Origin of the sequence: Echinicola pacifica DSM 19836, assembly GCF_000373245.1 — a bacterium.
GTDB classification, from domain to species: domain Bacteria; phylum Bacteroidota; class Bacteroidia; order Cytophagales; family Cyclobacteriaceae; genus Echinicola; species Echinicola pacifica.
In genome coordinates this window covers 630,280-656,778 of sequence record NZ_KB890738.1, presented here as the reverse complement: position 1 = coordinate 656,778, position 26,499 = coordinate 630,280, and the positions used below count along the sequence as shown (strand labels likewise).

The 26,499-nt window shown below is 40.6% G+C and carries 24 protein-coding genes; 13 read left to right on the top strand and 11 right to left on the bottom strand.

All coding sequences use genetic code 11. The features are described from left to right. Positions 1-10: 10 nt before the first annotated feature. Together B050_RS0102725 and B050_RS0102715 are read left to right on the top strand one after the other, a co-directional pair. Positions 11-769, top strand: a complete 759-nt coding sequence (locus B050_RS0102725) for an SDR family NAD(P)-dependent oxidoreductase (RefSeq protein WP_018472347.1) — start codon at positions 11-13, stop codon at positions 767-769. 804 nt (positions 770-1,573) lie between these two features. Beyond that, a complete protein-coding gene (locus tag B050_RS0102715) occupies positions 1,574-3,010 on the top strand; it encodes a pyridoxal phosphate-dependent decarboxylase family protein (protein WP_018472345.1) in 1,437 nt (478 codons plus the stop codon). Between the two features lie 190 nt (positions 3,011-3,200). Here the strand turns inward: B050_RS0102715 and purE are convergent, their stop codons facing one another. From purE to B050_RS0102695, 5 genes are all read right to left on the bottom strand, one after another. Further along, positions 3,201-3,716, bottom strand: coding sequence for a 5-(carboxyamino)imidazole ribonucleotide mutase (purE, locus tag B050_RS0102710; protein WP_018472344.1), 516 nt, complete (start codon positions 3,714-3,716; stop codon positions 3,201-3,203). A 3-nt stretch (positions 3,717-3,719) separates the two neighbouring features. Continuing rightward, positions 3,720-4,859, bottom strand: a complete 1,140-nt coding sequence (locus tag B050_RS0102705; protein WP_026235572.1) for a 5-(carboxyamino)imidazole ribonucleotide synthase — start codon at positions 4,857-4,859, stop codon at positions 3,720-3,722. Between the two features lie 94 nt (positions 4,860-4,953). Continuing rightward, positions 4,954-5,106 carry a lmo0937 family membrane protein gene (locus B050_RS23350; RefSeq protein ID WP_157492498.1) on the bottom strand — a complete coding sequence of 51 codons (153 nt, stop codon included), beginning with the start codon at positions 5,104-5,106 and terminating at the stop codon, positions 4,954-4,956. 73 nt (positions 5,107-5,179) lie between these two features. Continuing rightward, positions 5,180-6,949, bottom strand: coding sequence for a MutS-related protein (locus tag B050_RS0102700; protein ID WP_018472342.1), 1,770 nt, complete (start codon positions 6,947-6,949; stop codon positions 5,180-5,182). A 145-nt stretch (positions 6,950-7,094) separates the two neighbouring features. Beyond that, positions 7,095-8,576 (bottom strand): sulfatase, encoded by a 1,482-nt coding sequence (locus tag B050_RS0102695; RefSeq protein ID WP_018472341.1) that lies wholly within the window; start codon positions 8,574-8,576, stop codon positions 7,095-7,097. A 502-nt stretch (positions 8,577-9,078) separates the two neighbouring features. On the opposite strand from B050_RS0102695, the gene B050_RS21985 reads away from it, so the two are divergent. From B050_RS21985 to B050_RS0102680, 3 genes are all read left to right on the top strand, one after another. Then, positions 9,079-9,483 carry a DUF805 domain-containing protein gene (locus B050_RS21985; RefSeq protein WP_018472340.1) on the top strand — a complete coding sequence of 135 codons (405 nt, stop codon included), beginning with the start codon at positions 9,079-9,081 and terminating at the stop codon, positions 9,481-9,483. Next, positions 9,480-10,073: a DNA-3-methyladenine glycosylase I gene (locus B050_RS0102685; protein WP_018472339.1), complete on the top strand. Its 594-nt coding sequence runs from the start codon at positions 9,480-9,482 to the stop codon at positions 10,071-10,073. Before B050_RS21985 ends, B050_RS0102685 begins: the two co-directional genes overlap by 4 nt. A gap of 296 nt (positions 10,074-10,369) precedes the next feature. Further along, the gene (locus B050_RS0102680; RefSeq protein WP_018472338.1) at positions 10,370-10,780 is read left to right on the top strand and encodes a hypothetical protein; all 411 of its coding nucleotides are present in this window, start codon (positions 10,370-10,372) and stop codon (positions 10,778-10,780) included. Positions 10,781-10,864: 84 nt separating this feature from the next. Here the strand turns inward: B050_RS0102680 and B050_RS0102675 are convergent, their stop codons facing one another. Further along, entirely contained in the window at positions 10,865-11,494 is a 630-nt protein-coding gene (locus B050_RS0102675; protein WP_018472337.1) for an NAD(P)H-dependent oxidoreductase, read from the bottom strand. A 119-nt stretch (positions 11,495-11,613) separates the two neighbouring features. Between B050_RS0102675 and B050_RS0102670 the strand changes: the two genes are divergently transcribed. Beyond that, positions 11,614-12,009 (top strand): winged helix-turn-helix transcriptional regulator, encoded by a 396-nt coding sequence (locus B050_RS0102670; protein WP_026235570.1) that lies wholly within the window; start codon positions 11,614-11,616, stop codon positions 12,007-12,009. Positions 12,010-12,385: 376 nt separating this feature from the next. Here the strand turns inward: B050_RS0102670 and B050_RS0102665 are convergent, their stop codons facing one another. From B050_RS0102665 to B050_RS0102655, 3 genes are all read right to left on the bottom strand, one after another. Next, a complete protein-coding gene (locus B050_RS0102665) occupies positions 12,386-12,988 on the bottom strand; it encodes a peroxiredoxin-like family protein (RefSeq protein WP_018472335.1) in 603 nt (200 codons plus the stop codon). Between the two features lie 278 nt (positions 12,989-13,266). Beyond that, the gene (locus tag B050_RS0102660; protein ID WP_018472334.1) at positions 13,267-14,526 is read right to left on the bottom strand and encodes a sensor histidine kinase; all 1,260 of its coding nucleotides are present in this window, start codon (positions 14,524-14,526) and stop codon (positions 13,267-13,269) included. Positions 14,527-14,756: 230 nt separating this feature from the next. Then, the gene (locus tag B050_RS0102655) at positions 14,757-16,628 is read right to left on the bottom strand and encodes a mechanosensitive ion channel family protein (RefSeq protein ID WP_026235569.1); all 1,872 of its coding nucleotides are present in this window, start codon (positions 16,626-16,628) and stop codon (positions 14,757-14,759) included. Positions 16,629-17,142: 514 nt separating this feature from the next. Here B050_RS0102655 and B050_RS0102645 point away from each other — a divergent pair. Next, a complete protein-coding gene (locus B050_RS0102645) occupies positions 17,143-18,516 on the top strand; it encodes an MATE family efflux transporter (protein WP_044201658.1) in 1,374 nt (457 codons plus the stop codon). A 22-nt stretch (positions 18,517-18,538) separates the two neighbouring features. Here B050_RS0102645 and B050_RS21980 read toward each other — a convergent pair whose 3' ends face one another. After that, positions 18,539-19,414 carry a 3-keto-disaccharide hydrolase gene (locus B050_RS21980; protein WP_018472330.1) on the bottom strand — a complete coding sequence of 292 codons (876 nt, stop codon included), beginning with the start codon at positions 19,412-19,414 and terminating at the stop codon, positions 18,539-18,541. A 634-nt stretch (positions 19,415-20,048) separates the two neighbouring features. Here B050_RS21980 and B050_RS0102635 point away from each other — a divergent pair. The 5 genes from B050_RS0102635 to B050_RS0102615 all read left to right on the top strand — a co-directional run bounded on the left by B050_RS0102635 (position 20,049) and on the right by B050_RS0102615 (position 22,717). After that, positions 20,049-20,498, top strand: coding sequence for a hypothetical protein (locus tag B050_RS0102635; RefSeq protein WP_018472329.1), 450 nt, complete (start codon positions 20,049-20,051; stop codon positions 20,496-20,498). A 237-nt stretch (positions 20,499-20,735) separates the two neighbouring features. Continuing rightward, positions 20,736-21,101, top strand: coding sequence for a TM2 domain-containing protein (locus B050_RS0102630; protein WP_018472328.1), 366 nt, complete (start codon positions 20,736-20,738; stop codon positions 21,099-21,101). Further along, a complete protein-coding gene (locus B050_RS0102625) occupies positions 21,082-21,495 on the top strand; it encodes a DUF2752 domain-containing protein (RefSeq protein WP_018472327.1) in 414 nt (137 codons plus the stop codon). The genes B050_RS0102630 and B050_RS0102625 overlap by 20 nt, the downstream gene beginning before the upstream one ends. After that, positions 21,492-21,926 (top strand): DUF4870 domain-containing protein, encoded by a 435-nt coding sequence (locus B050_RS0102620; protein ID WP_018472326.1) that lies wholly within the window; start codon positions 21,492-21,494, stop codon positions 21,924-21,926. Before B050_RS0102625 ends, B050_RS0102620 begins: the two co-directional genes overlap by 4 nt. Then, positions 21,923-22,717, top strand: coding sequence for a M48 family metallopeptidase (locus B050_RS0102615; protein ID WP_018472325.1), 795 nt, complete (start codon positions 21,923-21,925; stop codon positions 22,715-22,717). The genes B050_RS0102620 and B050_RS0102615 overlap by 4 nt, the downstream gene beginning before the upstream one ends. A gap of 94 nt (positions 22,718-22,811) precedes the next feature. Here B050_RS0102615 and B050_RS0102610 read toward each other — a convergent pair whose 3' ends face one another. After that, entirely contained in the window at positions 22,812-23,129 is a 318-nt protein-coding gene (locus B050_RS0102610) for a hypothetical protein (protein ID WP_018472324.1), read from the bottom strand. A 396-nt stretch (positions 23,130-23,525) separates the two neighbouring features. Between B050_RS0102610 and polA the strand changes: the two genes are divergently transcribed. Next, a complete protein-coding gene (gene polA / locus B050_RS0102605; protein WP_018472323.1) occupies positions 23,526-26,342 on the top strand; it encodes a DNA polymerase I in 2,817 nt (938 codons plus the stop codon). Positions 26,343-26,499: the final 157 nt, after the last annotated feature.

The following is a 26,499-nucleotide window of genomic DNA, read 5'->3' as shown; positions in this document are numbered from 1 at the left end:
TAGATAAACCATGAATATTTCACTTAATAATCAGCGAATTCTCGTTACAGGTGCTTCTGGGGGAATTGGAGAAGCTATTTCCAGCCAATTGTCCGCTTCTGGAGCCGAGGTTTTGATCCATTATAATAAGAATAAGGATGCGGCCCAGGAACTTCAGGGTAAACTTCCCCAAAAATCTCATATTGTTTCCTGTGACCTTAGTGATTTGGAGCAGGTAAAAGGGTGGATTCCAGCCTTGGTGGATAAATATGGCAAAATAGATGCGGTGATAAATAATGCTGGAATTGCACTTTCAGTGCCTGATAATGCCGATACAGAGGTCTGGACTCAGGTTTGGCTGAAGACGATGGATGTAAATGTCCATGCTTTGGCCATTATATGTAAGGAATTTATTGAGCATGCTAAGGCGAATCAAAATGGACGGCTGATAAATATAAGTTCTCGTGCCGCTTTTCGGGGGGACACCCCAGATTATTTGGCCTATGCAGCTTCCAAATCCGCCTTGGTGGGCCTTACTCGATCCATTGCGCGGTATTATGGGAAGGAGGGCATTAAGGCTTTTATCATCGCCCCTGGTTTTGTGCGTACCGCGATGGCCAAAGAGTTTATGGAGCAGTATGGTGAGGATTTTGCACTTAATGATATTGCCCTCGATCGCCTCACCGAGCCCAAAGACCTCGCTCCCTTGGTTTGTTTGCTCTGTTCCGGTCTTTCGGACCACGCTACTGGCAGCACCATAGATGTCAATGCAGGTTCATACGTTCATTAAGTGGCCTTATAATATAAGTATTTTAGACTCCCTTCGACCCTCTTCTATTCTATATTCGTTTTCGGCTGCGCCAAAATTATAATTCTATCCCATAGTCATTGCAGTTAATTGTGCTGATGCTTCTCCTAAAGGATTCTGTATAACCTGATTTTCGGTCGGGGGTTTTCCTATTATAAATTGGTAGTAATCAGTTTATTATTTCATATAATTTACCAATGAATTATGCTGGCTTAGCCCAGGTCGTAAGCTGCTTTCCATGCGCTTTTCTATTCTATATTCGTTTTCGGCTGCGCCAAAATTATAATTCTCTCCCATAGTCATTGCAGTTAATTGTGCTGATGCTTCTCCTAAGGATTCTATACCTTGATTTGTGAGTGGTAATTTTCCTCTTATAGACTGCTAGTTATCAGTATATTCTATCATATTGTTTGGAAGTGAGGTGTATGCGCTGGATAAGCTTAGACCAGGAGCCTTCAAATTCCCAAACCATTTAGGCTGCGCCATAAATAGGGTCCTTTCCACTAGTCATCCTGACCTTGTTTTTGAGACATATTATGCGTGATTTTTGCTAAGCTTGGTAAGCGACATCTGTTTAGATAATTTTTGCCTGGTTGATAAAGATCAAGTTCCTTTTCAAACCCTTAATATCCCTGTGATATTCCTTTCCCTCACTTGATAATGGTTTTAAAACCCTGCCCCAAAAAAGATTGATATGCAATGTTTTTTGAAACGGCTGAATTAAAATACTCTTAACTTAACTTTTGAAATGAAAATCTCAGCGGTGTAAAAAAATAGTTTTTAAACATGAATTATTCTGAATTTAGAAAAAATGCTCATTCCCTTGTGGATTGGATGGCGGATTATTTAGAAAAAAAAGAAATCCATTCCGTTAGTCCAAAAGTCTCTCCTGGCGAGATCGCCCAAAAATTGCCTGATCATGCGCCTGAACATCCTGAAAATTTTGAAGATATATTCAAGGATTTTGAAAAAGTGATTTTGCCTGGAATGACCCATTGGCAGCACCCTAAATTCTTTGGCTATTTTCCAGCGAATAATTCTGCCCCATCTATTTTGGCAGAAATGCTGATGGCCACCTTAGGTGCTCAGTGTATGTCCTGGCTTACTTCGCCAGCAGCCACCGAACTAGAAACTAAAGTAACTGAATGGTTACGGAAATCCATGGGTTTATTACCAGAATGGACTGGAGTGATTCAGGATACTGCCTCTACAGCCACCTTATGTGCCCTACTCACTGCCCGGGAAAAATATACCCAATTTTCCGTCAATGACCGAGGGATCTTTCCTTCCTCACCACTACGAGTGTATTGCTCTACCGAAGCGCACTCTTCTGTGGATAAAGCTGTAAAAATTTCAGGTTTGGGGATAAGTAATTTGGTTAAAATACCCGTAAATGCCGATTTTTCCATGAATACTCAAGCTTTAAAGCAGGCTATACAGGAAGATATAGAGCAAGGCTATATCCCAATGGCCGTAGTTTCTGCCTTAGGAACGACAGGCTCTTGCGCCTTGGATTCCATCGAGGATATAGGGAAAATTTGTGCTGAATTTTCTGTTTGGCACCATATCGATGCCGCCTATGCAGGTACGGCCTTATTATTACCAGAATGCAGTGACTTGATCAGAGGGCAGGAAATGGCCGACAGTTTTGTATTTAATCCACACAAATGGATGTTTACTAATTTCGATTGTTCGATAATGTTTATCAAGGACCCTTCAGCATTAATAAATACCTTCGCCATTAACCCTGAATATCTGAAAACCTCTCATGATGAAGAAGTTCGAAATTATAGAGACTGGGGAATTCAGTTGGGTAGAAGATTTCGGGCGCTTAAACTTTGGTTTGTGATCAGGACTTATGGCGTTTCTGGAATTAGAGCTAAGCTCCGAAACCATTTGCAATTAGCCAAAAAGGTTAAAAATTGGATGGAGAGGCATGAAAATATTGAAATTATTGCACCTAATGAGTTGAATGTCATATGTTTCCGGTATGTGGATAAGTATATGAAGCTTGAGCAGCTTAATATACTTAATGCAGCATGGATGAAAGCAGTAAATGATACGGGTGAGGCTTTCTTTACGCATACCAAGCTCAATGAAACTTATGTTATTCGCTGGGTGATTGCACAGACGGATGTGGAAGAAAGACACCTTCAAGAAGCTTGGCAATTGTTGATGGACAAACTCAATGAGTTGAAGGACCGCGACAGTTCAGCGAGGTAATCCTAGGCTTAGAAAACTTAGGGAGCTGGTTTTTTGAATATTTCTTCGGCTGATTTATCCTTAAAAAAATAGTAATCGATTTATCCAATAACTAAGACCTGGTATATCAGCTTATAGAATTGAATCAAAAAAGGCATAAAATCAACTGATGATTTTATGCCTTTTTTGCTATTTATAAATTTGTTTGGACTTAATCATCCAAGGTATCTTTCCATCCTTTGATTTCAACATCTCTGGCATTTTCTTCCACCTTGGCTTTCAATTCCTTTTTGAAAGTTTCCATATTTTCGGCTACTTTAGGATCAAAGGCCCCGATAATAGATGCGGCAAGAATTCCAGCATTTTTGGAGCCGTTTAATGCCACAGTTGCCACGGGAATTCCAGCGGGCATCTGCAGGATAGACAGTATGCTGTCCCAGCCATCTATGCTATTGGAGGATTTTATAGGTACACCGATTACCGGCAATGAAGTGAGAGATGCGACCATTCCAGGGAGATGAGCTGCCCCACCGGCGCCAGCAATTATCACTTTCACGCCTCTTTGGCGGGCACTTTCTGCATAATCGATCATCTTATGCGGAGTCCTATGCGCTGATACGATGGTCAGCTCGTAACCTACACCCAATTCTTCCAGGGCTTTGGCGGCTTCAGACATAATGGGAAGATCAGATTTACTACCCATAATGATTCCTACCTGTTTGCTCATAATTTATGCTTTTATCTTAATGATTTCCTTGATTTTCATCGCCTTAGCTTTTAAGGCTTCGACACTTTCCTCCAAAATAGTCACATGACCCATTTTTCGGAAAGGTTTGGTGGTTTTTTTACCATAAAGGTGTATATATATCCCCTTTTCTTTCATCGCTTCATCCATTCCCTCGACCAAGGCGTCACCAATATATCCATCTTCTCCAAGGAGATTTACCATGGCTGCAGGTCCTCTAAGGCCTGTTTTCCCTAAAGGCATGCCCATTACACTACGCAAATGCTGTTCAAATTGGCTGGTATAATTCGCTTCTATCGTATGATGACCGCTATTATGTGGTCTTGGAGCTATTTCATTGACTAATATTTCTCCCTCCTTCGTCACAAACATCTCCACGGCCAATATACCCACCATGCCTAATTTTACTATGATGTCTTCGGCCACTTCCAAGGCCTTATTTGCGATATCAGAGGAAATTTGCGCTGGCGCAAATAAAAATTCTACCAAGTTGGCAGTTGGATGAAAAGAACATTCCACTGGTGGAAAGCAGGACATTTCCCCTTTTTCATTCCTTGAAACGATTACTGATATCTCCGTTTCAAAATCAATCAGCTTTTCCAATAAGCTGGGAGCTTCAAATGCCAATTCCAAGTCTGCTACATTACGAAGAATCTGTACTCCTCTTCCATCATAGCCATCTCTGCCTAGTTTATTTACTGCAGGAAGAAAATCGGCATTGGCCTTCACTGCATCTTTATTATCCGTTAGGATAAAATCAGCAGTAGGGATATTATTTTCTTTATAAAATTGCTTCTGTGCGCGCTTATCCTGAATTAATCGAATAATGCTGGCCTGAGGAAATACCTTCTTGCCTTCCTGCTCCAACTTCTCCAAGGCTTCCGTATTGACACTTTCTATTTCTATTGTGATCACATCGCATTGCTGGCCAAAAGCATATACGGTATCAAAATCCGTGAGCTTTCCATGAGTGAATTGCTGGCAAATCGTCTTGCAGGGCGCATTGGCATCGGGATCCAAAATGTGGATATCAATATTATAGTTGATGGCGGACTGAATAACCATTCGGCCTAACTGGCCACCACCAAGTATTCCCAAGGTCTTTTGCTGATAATTATCTTGCACTTTCTTGCTTTTTAGAATGAGATAGCCCAAAATTAAAACAAAAAACGCTATCCTTTAGTGAGGATAGCGTTTTTTTCGATATTTAACATTTGTACTAGACAGAACGACCGCCTATAAGTCTGAACAAAATAGCGATAATTGCCAATACCAAAAGAATGTGAATGAGTCCGCCTACACTATATACAAAGGCTCCTAATACCCATCCGATTAATAATATCACTGCGATCAAATACAATAAAGAATTCATAACATTGGTTGTTTAGTGAAACAATTGGTTTATAATTCTTTAATAATCAATCGCTATGCCAAAAATACCAGTATTAGGTAAATGTTTCAAAGCGGATACCCATTAACTCCATGAGTTTGTGGGCATTAAAGCTCGGACAAGGCCCTTTTTTTATTTTGTAATCAAACAATATTTCTTTGTCTTTTATCTCACTATGGAAGCTAAAGTTGACTAATCCATTGATTTTATCACTTAATTCGGCCAATTCTATATCGTGTGTAGAGATGATTCCTTTACTGGGTGTTTTTACTAGCTGACGGATTAGCGCCTCACTTCCCATGATGCGATCTACTGTATTGGTGCCTTTCAGGATTTCATCCAGGAGGAATAAGATGGGTTCTTGATTCTCCACGCGGTCCAGCAGGTTTTTGATCCTAGCTAATTCCGCATAGAAGGAACTTACACTTTCCCCTAAATTATCGGAATTCCTCATGCTAGTAAACAATTGGAAACTGCTGCATTCAAATTTCTCTGCAAAAGGGCTCAGGCCGAGATTGGCCAAGACCATATTGATACCTAGGGTTCGCATGAAGGTGGTCTTGCCACTCATATTCGAGCCGGTAAGCAGCGACAATTGCTGAGTTTCAGACAGGGAAAAGTCGTTTCCTATGCATTTTGATGGATTTATGAGTGGATGCTTTAGGTTTTCCACATGAATGGTTCCTTTGCTATTCCAGCTTATTGCACAGCTAATCCCCTCCTCATTAGTGAAGCTCGCTAAAGAGCTCATCACCTGCCATTCAGCAAAGTTACTTTCCCAATTATGCACCTGATGGGCATATTTTTTCTTCCACTTCTCTATACCAAACAGAACCCAAAAATCCACCCAAAAGAGTAGATTGAAAATCAAATACATCAAATTGATCCTATTTTGGATCATAAAACTGCGCTGTTCCAGGAACTTTAAAGCCTCCGAAGCCTTATAGTCTTCCTGGACAAAGGGCGCTTGCAGGGATTTATTATAAGGGTGGTGGAAATTTAGCTTTTCGATCTCGCTGGTCCAAAGCGCATAGGTTTTGAGATCTCCCTCATTGGGCATTGATTTGGCGGCCTGTAATAAGGGTTTGAATATTAAGCCTAATAAAGGAATGCCAATTAGAATCCATAGAGAAATCAAATTCCCATTAATCCCTGTGAATAACCAGGCTGAAAGAAGAGAGATTCCTCCCACAGGTCCTAGGATCATGGGAAGCCAGTACCAGGATTTCCATGCGATGGGCTCCTCCAGCCAGGAATAGAATTGGGATTTTGTTTTTTCCTCTTTCAGAAATGACCTTCCTATAGCTTCAAAATTGCGCACAAATAGGTTTTTTCCTGCCAGTTCTTTGATGGCTGAAAATCGTTTTTCTGCTAAAACAGGTTCTGTAGCTGCTTTCATCCATTGCGCAAGCAGGTTCCGGCCTCCTTTATTTACGGTATGATTGATCAGTTGAAATAAAGAATGGGAACCAAATAAGTCTAAATCATTACAATATGGATGGTTTTTGTCCATAAATTCATTTCCCTGATCCAAACTATCTAGCATTCTCTCCTGACGAAAAGAGCTTTCTTTTTCCATTTCCAATAATGAATTTAGGAATGCAGCCCGATCTTTCTGGGCATTATATAGGATAATCAGGTAGATAAACAAAGCCGATAAGGGTACAAAAAGTAATAATATCGGGCGGATTTCTGTCACCCCAATGATAAAAGTGGCTCCAAGTGCTAAAAAGACAAATAGCCTCGCTATTGATAAGCTAGCCATTTTGCGTTTACAAATCACCAAATCTTCCTTAGGTGAATCAGTACGAAGGTCAATTTTCATAAGTCAAATATAGGAGGTTTTGCTGAAAGCAAAATGGATTGCTAAGCGGACATTGCTATTTGACAAATCCAATTATTAAAGTCTGTAATACGCCAAGGCTCTATCAGTAGGCTGGTATTTAATTTACTAGCGCATTAATTTACCTTTAGTCTTGAAAAATGCCTGTATTGCCTTTTTGCCAGATCGGATCGAGGCGCTTTACCTGTTCGGGAGCTTTATCCGCTATATTAATCGTTTCATTTGGATCGTTTTTTAAATCATATAGCTCCACTTCAGGGCTGATTTTACGGAAATAACGGGTCATTCTATAGTCCGGAACACGGAGCGAGATGCCATTTCTGAAATAACTATATGCGGTATTTCTCCATTGGGAGGTGCTGGGGTCATCCATCAGGGATACCATGCTCTGGCCATCGAGCTGCTCACTGGATTCTAGCTGCAGCATTTCCATGATGGTGGGGTAGATATCTGTGGTACTTACGATCTGATCAATTTTTTCCCCTTTATGCCCAGGCCGTTTGATGATGAGGACGCTCTTGAGGGCACTTTCAAAAACGGTATGCTTTCCCCAGGTGAGTTGATCTCCCAGATGCCAGCCGTGATCTCCCCAGAGTACGATGATGGTATTTTCTGCCAATCCCTGCTCTTCCAAACTGTGAATAACTTTTCCTATTTGGGCATCTATATAACTGATTGCGGCCAAATAGCCATGCCTAATTTTGCGGGAATAAGCATCAGACATGGCCGAATCTAGTCCTGCTTTTTCTTCCCCTAAACTATATTGGTTAAATTCGCCGCTTTCCTGAAGGCTGGATTTTGAGCTGTTTTCTGGAATCGCCGGAAATGGAGCTAGGGGAATATCCCCTTCATTATATAGGTCCCAGTACTTCTTGGGTGCTGTAAAAGGCAAATGAGGCTTAAAAAATCCCAGTCCCAGAAAGAATGGCTGCCCTTTTTGCTTTAATTCCTTAAGTTTCTGCACCGCCAAATTTGCCGTAAGTCCATCAGGATATCCCTCGTCCTCTACATCCGTAGACTCGTAAGGCTTTACCTGCTTGTTCTTATCGTTTCTATTGCTTCCATCTGCATAGCCAAAAAAAGCATTATGACCTGTTCCCCATTTCCCTGAGTCAAAAAGCATCTCATCCCAACTTTCCGGAAGCTCTATAATATCGCTTTTTGGTTCTTGGTAGCCATAAACATAGCCATCGGGATGATGAGATATTTTACCAATGCCTACCGTATAATAACCATTTTCCCTTAATTCATTCAGGAAGGTTTTGGGTCTTTCCTTACTTGATTTATTCGATATGAGTTTTACCGCCGCATCGTTTCCAATCTCCGTTTTGGTTTTAGGCAAGATTCCAGTGAGCAGATTATACCTGGATGCGCCACAGGTGGGCACAGTTACATAGTGATTTGTAAATAAACTTCCCTCCGCTGCAATCGCATCCATAGTTGGAGAGTGGACATATTCTTTTCCATAAGCTCCCAATTCTGGTCGTAAATCGTCTATTGCTATGAATAGAATATTCGGTTTTGGACTGACTTTTTCCTGGCAGGATAGTAGGCTCAGGGAAAGTAGTGCAATCAAACAGTAGGCTCCAGGATGAAAGTGAGAAATCATTTTTTGGGTAGATTATAAAATGGTAATTGGTTTTTGGTCTGTATCAAACAGTGAAAAATGCTTTTCCAATGAATGTGAGTGAAATATAATTAAAATAAGTAATTCTATAAGGCTTTTCCGCGGGAAGCAGTCTTATTGTGGATAAGTTATTTGAGCACCCAATTAATTAGTAGAGGGCCTTTTGTATTTATACTTCACCATCGGTGGGAAATCATTCCATTCATTCTAATCCTAAGAGGGAGACTGTCGGACAGGAGGTTTTCTGGTTATGGATTTTACTTGGAATTTTACACCTATAAAATTCAATTATTCCCATGAATATGTGAATACTGATTATTTATAGTTTTTATTACCAAACCAATTGAAAATCAAAACTTTATAAAATAATTATTCGTGATTTTGTTGACGGAATTTATATCTTTAAAACCGCAATGTGGCTTGTCGTTATTTCCTGCTCTAAGCGTATATATTGCCTAAAAGGTTAGGTTTATCATATTATATAATGTTTATGAAATACTATTTATCAGCCTTCCAAAATTTTTATAAACTTACTGGAAGGACGACGCGTAAGGAATTTTGGATTTTTGTACTTATACATCTCCTCGTTATAGTCCTCTCGAATGTAATTGATGAGGCCTTGGGATTGACTGGGTATGATTATGATTTAGGCCCCTTTTATCTGGCCTATATGTTCATCACTTTTTTGCCTGGCTTATCTATTTCTGTGCGGAGATTACATGATGTAAATAAGAGTGGTTGGTATTTATTGCTTAATTTCATTCCAACATTTGGTACGATTATTTTATTGATTTTCTTTGCTCGGGGTGGGTCCCATGGTATCAATAATTATGGTGAAGATCCCTATGGTCGGAAATCAAACTTCTTTAAATCTTATTATTCTATATGAAAATTAATCAATCTGAGAAATTTCGTTGCCCTTGGTGCTTGGGATTTAAGGAGTATATCCAGTATCATGATGAGGAATGGGGAGTTCCGGTGTATAGTGATAAGGTACATTTCGAATTTTTGGTGCTAGAGAGTGCTCAGGCAGGCTTGAGCTGGGCTACCATTCTAAAGAAAAGAGATGGCTATCGCAGGGCTTTCGCTAATTTCGATTATAAAATGGTGGCTGATTTTCCGGATCAGATGATTGAGGAATTGATGCTAGACGCTGGAATTGTGCGAAATAGGCTTAAAATCGCCTCTGCGATTAATAATGCCCGACAATTTATGGAGGTTCAGGCTCAGGTGGGCAGCTTTACAGGTTATATATGGGATTTCGTAAACGGAAAGCCTAAGGATAATCAGCTGGTGAATATGTCACAGGCTATGGCCACTAGTCCAGAGTCGGATCTTTTGGCTAAAGACCTCAAGAAAAGAGGCTTCAAATTTCTTGGAAGCACCACCATTTATGCTCATATGCAGGCTACCGGATTGATAAATGACCATTTGTCCCAGTGCTTTCGCCATCATGAGGTAAAAAGACTGGTACGCTGATTTAGACAAAAACAGTATATTTTACCTGCTTATTAAGCTGATGAAGGCCAGCCTGTATTCCATTGAGCTCACTATTTTCTTATATATATATCCACTTAATTGTTGGGTTAATCCTTGATTTGGACATTTTATTGTTGGCTTTAAAGTGTGAATAGAAGCTTTTATAACGGTGTATTCAGATTTTAGATTGGGCTGGGAAAAGGTAGTTTTCGCCAATAATCAAAAAAGTATTGTTTTATTCATGGAATAGTCAGAAATTAATGTCCATTAATCATAAAACAATAGGTAGCTTTTGTATGAACAGATACGTCAAGATTGCGATTTTTTCTTTAGTCATCATTTTTGCTGCGGTGATTTATTGGAAGTTTTTCTTCGTCTTTTCGGAAGGCGTGAAGGGTGGAACCTTAAATTATTATGAAAAGAAAGGTTTCCTATTCAAGACTTGGGAAGGCAGATTAGTTCAAGAGGGATTTCAAAGCCCTACCGCCGGGGCATTACAAAGTAATGAGTTCCGATTTAGCGGTGTAGATGGAGATGTTTCCGAAAAACTAGAACGTGCCAGTGGCAAGTTTGTTGAGGTGCGTTACCGAGAATATCTTGGGAAACTGCCTTGGAGAGGCCAAAGTGAATTCGTAGTCTATGAAGTTATTAATGTAGGCAGCAGGTCGGATGTTTCCAAAAACGAGGAATTGCCGATTAATAAATAGATCTTCAAAAGATAAAGAAAAGTCAAAAGCCTCCGCTGTACATTTGTATCGCGGAGGCTTTTTTAGGTTTATATCCAAAAAGGATTATTTGTTTATGATGAATTCTTCTTCAGGAGTTCTGTATTTCTCCAATCCTGCGAGCCAATCATTATCCTCGTCACGGTATCCTAAAGGAAGAACTAAAGCACTTTTCAATCCCATTTCCCTAAGGCCAAGAATCTCATCTAAAGCATTAGGATCAAAGCCTTCCATTGGAGTCGCATCCACCTTCTGCTCTGCGGCAGCGGCTATAGCCAGCCCAAAAGCAATATAGGCCTGCTTGGCAGCGTGATGATTATGGCGCTCTTCGGTAAGTTGGCTGTACATTCCCCAAAGTCGCTCACGATATGCATCCATTCTGTCTAGTGGAAGGCCCCTTGCGGTGAGGGTTTTCTCAAATACCGCCTTGATTTTTTCTTCTGTATAGTTGTCCCACGCTGCAAATACCAATACATGTGATGCGTCTGTTATTTGGCTTTGGTCCCAGGCGATGGGCTTGATTTTTTCTTTTATTTCTGGATCTGTTACCACGATGATCCTATAAGGCTGTAAGCCCGAGGAAGACGGAGCAAGCCGGGCAGCTTCTAGTATATAATCTACTTTCTCCTGTGGAACAGCTTTACCGCTCATTTTCTTAGTGGCGTATCTCCACTCTAATATTTCATTAAGGTTCATATGTCTGATATGGTTTTATTTGATACAAATTTAAGTATATTTGCTATATATTATATACTACTATACTAAAGTATACTGATATACTCTAGTATAGTAGGTTCATTTTAAAGGGTTTAATTATGATACAACTACATGATGTGAAGCATTGTTCGAGTGATTATGTAATTGCGGTGCGTGACACTTTGAATGTGATAAGTGGTAAATGGAAATTACCCATAATTGGTTCCTTGCTTTATGGAAAAAAACGCTTCAAGGAGCTGGAGCGAGATTTGGGTAAAATAACTCCTCGAATGCTGTCTAAGGAACTTAAGGAGCTCGAGCTCAATAGCATCATTAAGCGTAGCGTATATGATACCACGCCGGTGACCGTGGAGTATGAGCTTACTCCATCTGGTGAATCTATCCGTGCTGTGCTGGATGTCATGGTTTCCTGGGGGCTGCAACATAGACAAGCAGTCATGAAACCTGAGCCAATGAAGCCTGACCCTATGAGCATCTCGGCGAATAAAGCATAATCAATCCGTAGGATAAATAATTAGGCCTCTATTAATGATTTGCCGGAGGCAAAGAAAGAGCCCTTGAAAATTGAAATGGCTCACCAAGCTATACTTATTCACACTATTATATATACTGAATTAAGTTTTGATGAGATCTTCGCTGCTCTCCACTATGGGATGAATTGCCCCTGACGCAATCTGGACGGTGATTTAAATTTCTCTTATGTGGATAACTGGCCTATTGGGCGATTGCATTAATCAACAAAGTGAAATAATCGCTGCATTCCATTATACTATTCGGCTAACTGAACCTTAAGAATGCCTTATAATATTAGGGCAAAAAAAAACGCAGGCTCATGTTTTGAGCCTGCGTTTATATTTTCCGAGCGTTGAATTATAGGTTCTCCAAAACTGCTTTTAGCATGGGTGCATTAATTCGCTGATCGTAATTTGGATTAATATATTCGAACTGGATCGTACCTTCTTGATCCACCACGAATAATGCTGGAACTGGCAATTCACCAGGGTTTTTCTCTGCTGAGGCATTAAAAAGCATCTTTTTGTATTTTTCAGGTGCTTTATAAGCCAGGCCAAAAGCCTTCGTTACCGCTAGATCACTATCCGAGTACAGATCGTATTTTAATTCATTCTTGTCCACTGTGGCATGTAGGCCTTCTGGAGAATCTGGACTTATCGCCACTATCTGGTAACCCATATCCAGGATGTCCTGCTCTATGGTCTGTAGATCGGCTAAGTGCTTATTGCAATAAGGACACCATCCACCACGGTAGAATATCAATAATGTAGGTTTCTCACTTACCACATCTTTTAGGTTATGTTTTTTAGAGTCTGCATCCAAAATGGAGATGGAGGGTACTTTTTCGCCAATTAATAATGGAGAAATATCCGTTGGGTTTGCAGGAAGGTCCTGTGCATAAGAAGCGGTAATTCCAAAAGCCATGACAAGTGCTGTTAATAGTTTGATTTTTAATCTCATGTTTATATTTAGTTAAAGGTGTTTTTAGGTATTTATCCACATCAAAATAGGTGTCAGAATTCTCAATAAAATAGGTGGATAAGTAATATAGCTGCTTTATTTATTGCCTGGCTTAAAAGTTTGAGCCTGAATAAAATGGATTCTTTGGGTTCTAGCTTTTTATATTCCTAAAAAACGTGAATCCAGCTCAAATGCGCGCTGAATCGGTTTTGGAATATAATGGCTTAACGAATATATAAGCGCTAAGTTTAGCAAAAAATGATCTAATTTGACATATTTTAATGAATGGGCATGACTAAGCTAAATACACTTCCGTGACCTCTATTACTGTCTATAGTGATAATTCCCCCCTGATTTTCAGCCAATTTTTGGCATATTCTTACTCCAAAGCCTGTTCCCTCCTCTTTTTCGGTGCCATTGGTGGAAATGATTTTTTTGTCATCATTTAGCAATTCACTCAGGTACTTTTCCTCCATACCCATGCCATAATCCTGGACAGAAATGATTTGGTCCTTCCCAATTTTTTTCATCCTTATATCCACTGGTGAATTTCTATGAGAAAATTTTATGGCATTCGATATAAAATTCCTGATGATGGTGGCAGTCATATGAGGATCGGCTTGGAGAGTGTCTTCTTCTGTGACCAGATTATTGATAGTGATTGATTTTGATCGTGCCTGATCGGAAAAGAATTCGATTTCCTTTTCTACTAAAGAAAAAGCGGATATTTTCTCTATCACGGGCTTTGAGTCAGATGCCTGGGCCCTGGCCCAAATCATTAAATCCTGCAGAAGATTATTGCCATTTTGTGTGGCTTTCTGCATAATGCCGGTAAATTCATCAAATTCCTCATCACTCAAGTTTTTATTCAGCATGCTTAATACCATGCTTATTTGATTGAAAGGCGTCTTGATATCATGACTGATAATACGGAAAAGCTGGTCTTTTTGCTTATTAATCTCCACTAAATCCATATAATGCTTAGATACCAATTCATTTGCGGCATCAAGGTTTTTCTTCACCTCCCTCATATCCATATATATAATTCTGCTCACGATGCCTGTGCCGGTGGTGACAATAAAATAAAATAGGTATTTGGGTAAAGGATACTGGATGGGTATAAATACTACGCAGCTAAGAATAAAAAGTGAATTGATGATAAGAATATAAATGATATGATTGGGATGAACAAGAATGCCGCTGATCAGCATAAAAATTATTATAATTAATTGCATCTTGATAAAATAGCTGTCCATAATCAAGGAAGAGGTTTCCAAGCGAATGGGAAGTGATAGCAGTATGCTCAAAATAATGGAATAAACGGCAATGCTCAAGACCTCAGTCATCCGCAAGAATCGCAGTCGGCAAAGTAGAGCAGCTACCAATATGATGAATATATTTACATAGCTTTTTTGGTACAATAAGGGAGAATCTCCTGCCTTCCATTCGACATATATATCCGCCAGTAGAGAGAGGGTCATTACCAGAATTACATATAAATTAATTTGCTTGAGTTTCTGAATATGGACCATTCTCATTTTATTCCCGATAAATAAGGTTGTTAGATACTCTCAAAAAATTGCTGTAGGAGACCAGGGTTTATTTTATTCACTATAATACCTTTAAGCCTAGAATAACCAAAAAAAATAGAAGTTACCTAAACAGAACAAGTGCTTATTACTATCCTTAAGTATAATTAGAATATTATAAGCCTGCCCTTCTAATATACAAAATAATCCATGTGGATTAGGGCATTTGCTAAATATACTTATATCTTTTCTTTCTCAGGATCAAGCTGATAGTTCTTTTTTCGCTCGTCATGAGCGGAATAAGAAGCAGGAATAGTGCTCTCACCACCATCACGCTGTGCTCTATAATGCGGAGACATAATTTCTATTCCGTTTTCATTGCAGACATCCTGGATATTTTGGTGAAGCAAACTGTAAACCAAGGCTTGCTTGCTGGCTTCTTTGGTATAGGCATTTACCTGATAAGCGACATAAAAGTCATCCAGACTCGTCTGAAGAACAAAGGGTTTTGGGTCCTTTTGGATCATTGGTGTTCTCAAGGCTGCCTCTAATAAAGTTTCATACATCTGCTGCCAAGGCACATCGTATCCAATGGTCACCGTGGTATGGACAATGAGCCCCTCTGTCTGCGAATAAGAGGAATAATTGATGGTATTTCCCGTCAATAGTGCCGAGTTAGGAATGGTGATTTCCTCATTTTTGATGGTTTTTAGCCGTGTGACCAATAAGGTTTTTTCGACTACATCCCCTGTGGTTTCCCCGATTTTGATACGATCCCCCAATTTAAATGGCCGCATATAAGTGATCACTAATCCGGCAATCATATTGGCGATAGCCGTGGAAGAACCGAGAGAAAACAATATGCCTATGAAAACCGACACTCCTTTAAAGGCATCAGATTGTGAGCCTGGCAGATGTGGAAAAATCATCACAAAGGTAAAAGCATATAGCAAAAACCTAACAATATTATAAGTCGGTTTTGACCAATCTGAATGAAATCCGGTGATCACCAACTTTTCATTTTCAATTTCTTCGAAAATATAGCGCACAAATCGAATGACATAGCGCATCACTAAATAGATGGCAATGATGGTAAATAGACTAGGCAGAAACTCGTATATAGATACAAAAATGCTTTTAAACGGTGACCATATCCAGTCAAAAAGTTGTCTGGACCAGCCTCGCGTAAAGGGAAATATGCTGAATACGAGCGGCATGGCAATGTATAAGACAATGACATATATGGCCCATTTGACCAATCTGCTGGCAAAAATGATAATTTTTAATTCCTGATAAGCAGACAAAAAGGTGTATTCATGATAGGAAAGATCCTTCAGCCAGCGATCCTTATTTGTGGCAATAAAGCGTAATAGCTTCCGATGTCCCTTTCCAATCGCCCATAATAGCAGCCAGGTGCCCCCCAAAGCCAATAAAACCAAGCCAATCCGCGAAATACTATTGAGCAAACTGCCATCTTCAATGGCAAAGGCAATGCTAGTTTTGATCCTTTTAGAATAGTTATTTGCCAGATCTTCGGAGCTCGTTTCATTCCAAATGGCGTCCATCTCTGATACCGACATGATGATCATATCTTCATAGACAATATCGATCATATTGGCAGATCCCATTACCTTGATCTTTTCTAGGTCTATATGGTCATCCTTATAGAGCGACTTTATTTTATCACTGATTTTGGCGGCTCTTTCCTGAGGCATAGAAGCGCCGATCCGCGAGTAGAGCCGGAAAAGCGTATCCTGCAGTGGACCAACCACCGCATAAGATTTGGTAATCTTCCGCAGAGAATCGACATGTTCGATTTTTGCCCTTCGGGCCAAAGAATCCTTAGCACTTAAGTCCCGAAGTTGGCTGATAAGGATATCCTTTTTATAAGTATCCGTGGTCTTTAGCGTCTGAAGCTGCTCCTGAAGGTCAAGGCGCATTAAGGAATCCTCCTTGCGCTGGGCAATGATAGTTCTTAGGCTTTCTTCAAATGAGCTGAGCTCGATAGAATTGACGGAATCTTGTGCACGGTCGGTGCTGTCTTGCTGCGCCCAGCCGGAGCTGATTGACATTAAGCATAGTCCACAAAATATAGATATCCACTTTCTCATGTTTGCTAGTTATATACGCCCCACCTTAGTTTTTTTAGCGCTACGCCGAAGACCAGGGTTGAGGCCATTTTTGTTTGGTTGCGCCTGCCTGCTTTTACCAATTTAGGCTGGCTGTAAATTGATGCAGATGCCCCATTTCTTTGCTAGACAGACCTGTCAATTCCTTTATATTAAGAAGTGAGCCATGCAATTACGCATGATTTCCTATATAAAAATACACTAAATATTTAGATTCTACCTTATTTACTATAGTTTCTACCAGTTTTCTAAGATTATTTACCAAATTTCCTTTTGGTAGGAGGTTATATAATGGCTGGTTTGCTTAGAAAATTAGGAGGGCATTGATCGAAAGAATGAAATGGGAAATGCGTTAATTCTCTAGCAATAGTTATCTTTGATCTTCAGGAAAAGAGTTGTAACAGGAGGATATTAGGATCTCCACAAAACGGCCGAGCCTTCCTATTTGATCTGCACTACTAGCGGAAAAGGAATGGTGAAGGGGCTGGCATCAATTATGAGCGCAGGAAAGGAAAAAGTTTTTACTGAAGGAAAGTTACTCAATTCATTGGTAAGGTTAGCTTTTCCGATCATATTGGCCAATATCCTACAAACTGCCTATCAGCTGATAGACACTTTTTGGCTGGGCCGTCTAGGAGCCAATGCGGTGGCGGCAGTCAGCTTAAGCTTTCCCATATTATTTTTGATTCTTTCCCTTGGAGCCGGTCTTACCCTTGCAGGCACCGTCCTCGTATCCCAGCACAAGGGCGCCAATGATCAAGTGATGATCAATAAGGCGAGTTCTCAAACTGTTTTTATCGTATTTCTGATTTCGGTAGGCCTGGCAATTATAGGATATATTGGCTCTGGACCATTGATGAGGATGATTGGTGCAGGTGAGGAAGTGTATAAAGACTCCGTAGATTATTTCAGAGTGTCTTCTCTTGGCTTTGTGTTCCTATTCATTTTCTTTGTTTTTCAATCGCTGATGCGAGGCATCGGAAATGTACTTTTGCCTGTCTATGTCATCTTGGTGACGGTATTGTTGAACTTAATTTTGGATCCCTTATTTATTTATGGCTGGGGTCCCATTCCTGGATTTGGAGTGGCTGGAGCTGCTGTGGCCAGTGTGATCACCCAGGGTCTGTCTGCGGCGGCGGGTTTATACATTATGCTGAAAGGAAAGCATGGCTTGCAGATTCATTTTTCGGAGATGAAGTGGAATTGGCCCTGGACCAAAAAGTTATTTAGCCTCGGCCTGCCCTCCAGCATGGAGCAGTCCGCCCGGGCGCTAGGCATGACCATGATGGTGATGTTGGTGACGAGTTTTGGAAGTGAAACTGTCGCTGCTTACGGTGTAGGCGCCAGGATCCTGAGCTTTGTGATCATCCCTGCATTAGGATTGGCGATAGCCACCACCACCCTGGTAGGGCAAAATATCGGAGCTAAGAAGATAAAACGAGCTGAAAAAACGAGCCTGCTAAGTATCAAAATTGCCTTCGTTGGCCTTACGGTCATGGGTATTTTACTTTATCTGTTTGCCGAAGAATTAGTGACCTTTTTCGTGCCTAATGAGCCGCAGGTAATAGCTGATGGAGCAAGATTTATTAAAATTATGGGTCCTAGCTTTGGCTTTCTGGGAGTGCAGCAGGTCATCAATGGTACTTTTAATGGAGCAGGCTTTACTAAAGCTTCCATGTTTATCTCATTTTTGAACTTGTGGATAATTCGCTTTCCTGTCGGGTATATGCTGGCTTATCACACGGACCTTGCTCATCTCGGCATCTATTGGGCTTTTCCGATCTCCAACTGGATTTCGGCGATTATCGCATTTATTTATTTTAAAATGGGCTACTGGAAAAAAAGGCTCAAGCAGCCCCTGGGAGCATAGGATAAAGGCTTCATATACAGGGTCATAAGCCTGCTGCTTTCTGAATAGCTTTAGGGAATTTGCTGATAGGCCTGATGTGGATATCTTTCATATAGCATTCCGCTCCTTCAGATTGTAGTTGCAGCTGTCCCTGCATTAGAGGCTTGCCTTGCTTATCCTTGGCATTTTTTAGTGCCAGAACTACTGTCCCATTGGTCATGTGAATACTTTGGTCCTCCAATACATAAATATCAATCCTCGTCCATTGACCATGGGGAGACTCTAAATCCTGAGAGCGGATCGTTCTGCTAACTGTATTTAGCTTTTCAGAATGTGGACTCCATTTTCCCTCCTCATCTACTGTCACCTGATTGCTGGTACCGGCTAGATTGTATAAATCACCAAAGTCACCCTCCTGAACCTGGTACTCTAAGCTCGATTTCCACACTTTCCAGAAGGCGCCATGCTCCCCATAGCAATGATAAAGGACCCCATTATCACGCTTTCTGTTCAGTCTAGGCTCATATTTCTTTTCGCCCCACTTGAATAATAAGGTTAAATGATAATTGGAAAAGATTTCTTTGGATGTGAGACCCGCATAAACCTGTCCTGAGATATTAAGAACTGGCTCCCCGTTTTCCATACTTACCTCATAGATGCCCATAGGATCACCTAAACCTATGGCAACTTTGTTTTCTCCATTAGGCTCTTTCGTATAGTCAGCTGGTAAGTTTTCCACAGAAGGATCGGGTATGCCGGTCCACACTTCCCACAGGGACAGCTCTTCATCGATCATTGGTCGCCAATCTTTCGATTTGACCTTATCCGGAACCGAAATGGGCCGATTTTGAGCCATCAAATTTGGGATGACCATTAAGATACAGGCCAGCAAAAAGATAGGAAGGGTAAATTTTGACATAAGGGTATTGATTATTTTAGGGTTAAAAATTTTCTATTGATGCCCTCAAATAGGCTGAAATAAGATCAAGGGAAATGCCATGAGCCTATACTTAATAAAGTCCTCATTAATCGATTAGAGACCTTTTTAAATACTTATCCACAGGTTACAGCAGGGATAATTCTTAGCGATATTCTCACCTCTTCTTCCTTGTGCCTTCTTATAATTAGTTCATAATAGGGCGGTTGCTAAGTATTATGGTAAAGCGATTGGGGCAAATTAGGGGGGTCGTAGTTCTCTCAGTATTTAATTCTATACAGGAAGTAATCGAAATAATAATATTAGGCAAATAATTTTTTATATAAAATTATGGTACGCAAAAATAATATGGATTGCTCCATTGCTCATCCTGTTTCATACTAGGTTTACGTCAATTTTTCTTTAACCTATACTAAGCTTTCACTTTTAAGGAAAATTTATTTCCGTATCAATGCCTGGGATTGTTGTCCCATAATTTATGAGGGGCTTTATTGGTATTTCACTATGTAGACAAACATCGGGTTGGAATGCTTTGGTATTAATCCTCAAAAACTTTTTCAGATAGCGGGTTATTAGAAGAGATGCTGTAGTTTTGTAGAAATTAGAAATTAGAAAAATGAATAATCCTGAGCCAGCTTCCACCAAGATCCCACATTTTACCATGCCCATGCGTGGTCTGATTCTTATTTCGGGGATGATGACGGTGGCCTGGGGGGCTTTTTTCAAATGGTTTGGTCCTTATTTAGTAAATTGGCTAGCGATGAATTCGGGTCCAGGCCTCGAGGTGGATACGGTGATCTATGGCAGCTTCGTCCTTATCGTGGGATTCCTACTCTTTTTGAGCGCTTTTTATCCCATTTCATGGATTTACCTACTAATGGCAGGCATAGGTGGAAAACTTATTTCTGCGGTTTGGTTTATGATTGGCTATATAGAAGTCCTGGGTTGGAATAAGCGAACCCTTTTCCATCTGGGCTTCAACGAGTTATTTTGGCTTATTCCATTAAGCCTTATTCTCTGGAAAGCCTTGGAAGTAAAGAAATACCTACAATCTCTTCCAGAATAATATCTTCCTATTTTATCAATCATATAGTCAGCCAGTTTTGGGTAAACAATGCAAGGCTATACCAGTGAATCTACTATTTTTCAATGTATAGGTAAGATTTATTAAACTTATTATCTATGCCGAAACAATAAATTGATATATTTAGCTCCTAAATTTATCAATGAATGGTTTTTTCGCATAATTCATCTCTTGATTTTTGTGTATAAGATTCATTTATAATCTAAACCTAACTGAAATATGAGTATAAGTAAAGTTGACCTATTTTTGATGGTCAAAGGGAAACACTTTGAAAACTATCAGATCTCAAATATTTACAATCGTCTAACCGGGCTAAGAGAAAGCGACTGGCAGGCGGTATATATGCAGGATTTTCATGACCCTACTTCCATTCAGGTGATATCCGTATTGGCGGGTTCCTTGGGTATTGATCGTTTTATGCTTGGGGATGTAGGTTTAGGCGTGGCCAAACTGCTAACCTGTGGAGGATTTGGAGTATGGACCATTGTGGATTGGTTTCTAATTCAAGGTGTAGCAAAGGAAAAAAATGGCGAAAAGCTTAGACAGACGCTAGCTCATATGCCTAATGAAAGCGAACAGGAATAACTTATACACATTTTTGGGGCTAGGGTTTATCCTGTCTTACGCATGGATCGGATACCAGTTACTAGCGGTATCCAGGCATGCTGGTTTGGTGGTATGCCCGCTGAAGATTGTAGCTGGAATCCCCTGCCCCTCCTGCGGGTCCACCCGTTCATTAATGGAAATTTTTCATGGTGACTTCCTTTCTGCTGCTATGATTAATCCCTTGGGTTTTATTATTTTTCTTATCCTCAGTATTGGTCCTATTTGGTTAATCACGGACTTAATTTCCGGATCAGAATCGCTGTGGATAACTTTTAATAAGCTGGAGAAGCAATTAAAACGACCCGGCTTGGCGATTCCTTTGGTGCTGTTGGTATTGATGAATTGGGCTTGGAATATTATAAAAGAATTATGATACAAATACGCCAATTTCCTTATCGACCTCATGATTATGAAACCGAAAAGGCTTCAAATAGCTATTTGATGTCCCTTATTGCGGCAATAGCCGGCCTGCCTTTGCCCATAGTAAATCTTCTTGCGACCTTGTTCTTTTATCTGAGCAATCGCAAAGGAACCTATTTTGTCCGTTGGCATTGTACTCAGGCCTTGGTTTCGCAGGTGTTTCTGCTCGGCACCAACAGCGTAGGTTTCTGGTGGACAGTTTCGGTTTTTATGGGGGATGTTGATTTCACGAATCAGTATATGGGATATATGGTGACCTTGGTATTGTTTAATTTGGCCGAGTTCGCTGCTACTATCTATACCGCTATTCAGACCCGTAAGGGGATTCATGTAGAATGGTGGTTTTATGGGAATCTTACTCACCTTATCTGCCCTGCCAAATGATCGCTAAAACCATAATTCAAGGCTTACTCACCATCTTACTCTTTCTTGCTTGCTGGTGGGGCTTATCCAAATTTCCCTGGGACCAGTGGCTCGGTCAATCTGATTCAAAAAATGCCTTAGAAGAAAAATTAGGTGAGCAATTGTGGAGATTGTACTCTTATAATGGTCAGGAACTAAAGGATGAATTTATCGTGGACACGGTTGATTCCTTGGTGAATGCACTATGTGAGGCGAATGACCTTCCTCGTGAAAACTTTAAAATCCATATTGTGGATAAGTCAGAGGTCAATGCTTTTGCTCTTCCCGATGGACATCTAATAATTAATTCGGGTCTAATCAATCAAGTTACGGATCATCGGCAGCTTGCTGGCGTCATTGGCCATGAGATGGGGCATATTACCCAGAAGCATGTCATGCATCGTTTGGTTAGAGAAATGGGACTTGCGATTCTGGTTTCTGCAAGCACTGGCAATTCCGGGGGAATGATCCATGATATCCTTCGTCATCTCTCTTCAACTTCCTTTGACCGTGATGAGGAGCGTGAGGCGGATAGTCAATCGGCACAATACCTCGATGCAGCAGGGATAAATCCCATTCATTTGGCAGATTTTATGTATATGCTGAGTACTCTAAACAGTGATATGCCCGACGCACTATATTGGATTAGTACACATCCAGATAGCCAGGAAAGAGCAAACAACATTTTGGAAGAATATGAGGATTGGGATAAGGTGGATCAGTCAATCATCCAGGAGGAAACTTGGGAAAAGCTTCAATCCGTCATGCCATAAAAAAAATATCCCATAAATCTTCGAAGCTTTTAAAGTCGCTTTTCGAGGATTTGGGATATTTTTGTGTAATTATAAAAAGCTGAATAATAGCTAATTAGGTTACTAGGATTAGAATTAGCAAGATGACGATAATGGCACCAACCGATAGGTAAATTCCATCTCCCATTGCTTTAGCCTCCTTTTTCATTCCTCTTAATTCTTCACGGACTTCTTTTCTCTCGTCCTTGCTGAGCTCGCTTAGGTCCATGCTTTTGATTTCATCGACGCGAGCTTTCATTTCCTCAAGTCTTGCTTCGTCTTCCGGACTCAATTCAGTTTCCTCTTTGTCTTTACTCAAGCCTGCTGCATTCACAGCGGGTGAAAAGGCTAGGAAGCAGAACATAATTGCTAAAAAGTAGCTTATTTTTTTCATATCTATCAATGGTTAATAATTATGGATTATGAATTTTATATTTAGTGTAATAATAATGATTATGGTCAACAGAAACTAGGTTTTAATAATTAGGCCATAATTATCAAATATCAAACCAAAAATTGTAGGTCAACAAATATAATCTTGCAAAAGTCTCAGGTTTAATGTCTTATTGGTGGAGTTGGCTGGTTCTTATAGCGCTTAATTTCGTCTCTTATCATGCAAAAGTTATCATGAGAGGTCAATTTCTGAAGGGGGGCGAATGATTGAAGGATTCCCCAGCTATTTACAGATCCTGTTGCGGGATTGGGCGATTAATTTGTAATTTAGCTTTCCATGCCCAAGGCTGAATTTTCACTTTTGGGCTAAGTCAAACATAACAAGCAGATTATATCCATGTCCAGCACAGACAAGAAAAAATTATTCCTTTTAGATGCCATGGCCCTTATCTATCGGGCACATTTTGCGTTTAGCAAAAATCCCCGCATCAACTCAAAAGGGCTCAATACAGGAGTGATGTTAGGTTTTACCAATACCTTATTGGAAGTGCTGGAGAAACAGCGCCCCACGCATATCGCGGTGGCTTTTGATACTTCCGCTCCTACTTTTCGTCATGAGCAGTTTGAGGCGTATAAGGCCAATAGGCAGGAGACACCCGAGGATATATCCATTGGTATTCCCTGGGTAAAGCAGATTGTGGAAGGGTTTGACATCCCCATTTTGGAGCTGGATGGCTATGAGGCTGATGATATCATAGGCACCATCGCCAAGAAAGCTGAATATAAGGATTTTGAGGTGTTTATGATGACGCCTGATAAGGATTATGGACAGCTGGTGGAGGAACATATATTTCTGTATAAACCTGCTTTCATGGGAAATGCGGTGGATATCATGGGGGTAAAGGAGATTTGTGAAAAATGGGAAATTGAATCTCCCGATCAGGTAAGGGATATCCTTGGGCTTATGGGAGATGCAGTGGATAATATTCCGGGGATCCCAGGAATCGGTGAGAAAACAGCCAAGAAACTCCTGAAGGCCTATGGCACTATCGAAGGATTGCTCCAAAATACCCACGAGTTAAAAGGTAAGCAAAAGGAAAATGTGGAAAACTTCGGTGAGCAAGGTCTGCTCTCCAAGGAGCTCGCTACCATCATGCAAAATGTACCTATAGAATTTGTACCTAAAGCACTTGAATATACTGGACCAAATGAGGAAAAATTGAAGTCCTTATTTGCAGAATTGGAATTTAGAACCCTCACCAAGCGTGTGTTTGGCGAAGCGCTGAAGAAGCCAAAAGTAGATGTGAATGAGCAGTTAGGTCTTTTTACTGGAACTACGGATCAAGACGAAGTAAGTGAAGAAGAAGAAGCATTGGATCCCATACCAACCCTTCAGATCGCTGATACGATTAGTTCCAAAGTGCATTCCTACCATAAGATTAATGGATTAGAGGAGCTCAAAGAGTTGATATCCTATCTTAAGGTTCAAGAGGAATTTTGTTTCGATACAGAAACTACCAGTTTGAATCCAAATGAGGCTGAGCTGGTAGGGATTTCCTTCGCTTATGTGGCTGGAGAGGCTTTTTACCTTCCATTACCAGCAGATGTGGATAAGTGCAAGGAACTATTGGAGCCTCTGAAGGAGGTTTTTGAAAATAAGGAAATCGTCAAGATAGGCCAAAATATAAAATATGATGTGCTGGTATTGAAGAATTATGGGCTTGAAGTGGAGGGCACCTTATATGATACCATGTTGGCGCACTATCTGATCGAGCCCGAAGGCAAGCATAATATGGATTGGCTGGCGGAGCATTACCTGAATTATAAGCCGGTATCTATCGAGAGTCTCATAGGTAAAAAAGGAAAATCACAGGGTAATATGCGCGATGTTGATGTGGATAAGGTCGTGGAGTATGCCTCTGAGGATGCTGATATTACCCTTCAGCTTGCCCAAAAACTTAATCCTGGCCTCAAGGAAAATAAGCTCGAAAAGCTTTTCTATGAAGTAGAAACACCTCTTATCCCTGTTTTGGCTGCTATGGAATTTGAAGGTATAAGCATAGATACCGAAAGCCTGGCCGCCTTATCGCTGACCTTGGAGACGGATATCAAAAGAATAGAAGCGGAAGTTTTCGAACTGGCGGGCACCACTTTTAATTTAGCATCGCCAAAGCAGTTGGGGGAAGTGCTGTTTATAAAGATGGAACTTGATCCTAAAGCTAAGAAAACAAAAACGGGTCAATTTGCCACAGGTGAGGAAGTACTATCGCGATTGGCACCAAAGCATGAGATAGCCCAGAGGATATTGGAATTTAGAGAGTTGGTTAAGCTGAAGAATACCTATGTGGATACCCTTCCGACTTTAATCAATTCTAAAACTGGAAGGATACATACCTCTTATAATCAGACGGTTGCAGCTACTGGTCGATTGTCCTCTGTAAATCCCAACTTACAGAATATCCCTGTGCGTACAGAGCGAGGTCGGGAGATCCGAAAGGCATTTGTGCCTAGGGACAAAGATCATGTGATCCTGGCGGCTGATTATAGCCAGATCGAGTTAAGGATTATGGCGGCTTTTTCGAAGGATGAATCGATGATTGAAGCATTTAGCGAAGGCAGAGATATCCACAGCACCACAGCTGCTAAGATATTTGGTGTGCCATTGGAGGAGGTAAGCTCTGATATGCGAAGAAAAGCCAAAACGGCAAATTTTGGGATTATCTATGGTATTTCAGCTTTTGGGCTTTCACAGCGGCTAAATATTCCCCGTGGCGAGGCCAAAGAAATTATAGATGCTTACTTTAAGGAGTTTCCAGCGGTAAGTGAGTATATGAATAACTGTATTGAAAAGGCGCGTAAAGATGAATATGTAGAAACCATCTTGGGCCGAAGACGTTATTTGCGTGATATCAATAGCCGAAATGCCACTATGCGTGGGTTTTCGGAGCGAAATGCCATTAATGCGCCTATCCAGGGAAGTGCCGCCGATATGATAAAGGTTGCCATGATCCACGTCCATAAGTGGATGCAGGATCAAAAGCTGAAATCTAAGATGATTCTTCAAGTACATGATGAATTGGTCTTTGATGCGCATAAGGATGAGGTGGAATTGCTGCAAAAGCATATACCCATCCTGATGACTGAAGCCCTGGAAATCGATGTACCAATGAAGGTAGAAGTGGGAGTCGGAAATGACTGGCTGGAAGCCCACTAAAAATCAATTATCCACATTTATTTAAGAGCGCCTTAGGGAGCGATAATGATCTTCCTTAGAGGATCCTTTTCCTACACGAAGTGACCATTTTCGTAAGTTTTTGGCTGCGGAATAAATTGGTGGATAAGTGAGGAACGATTATTAAAATCTATATCCC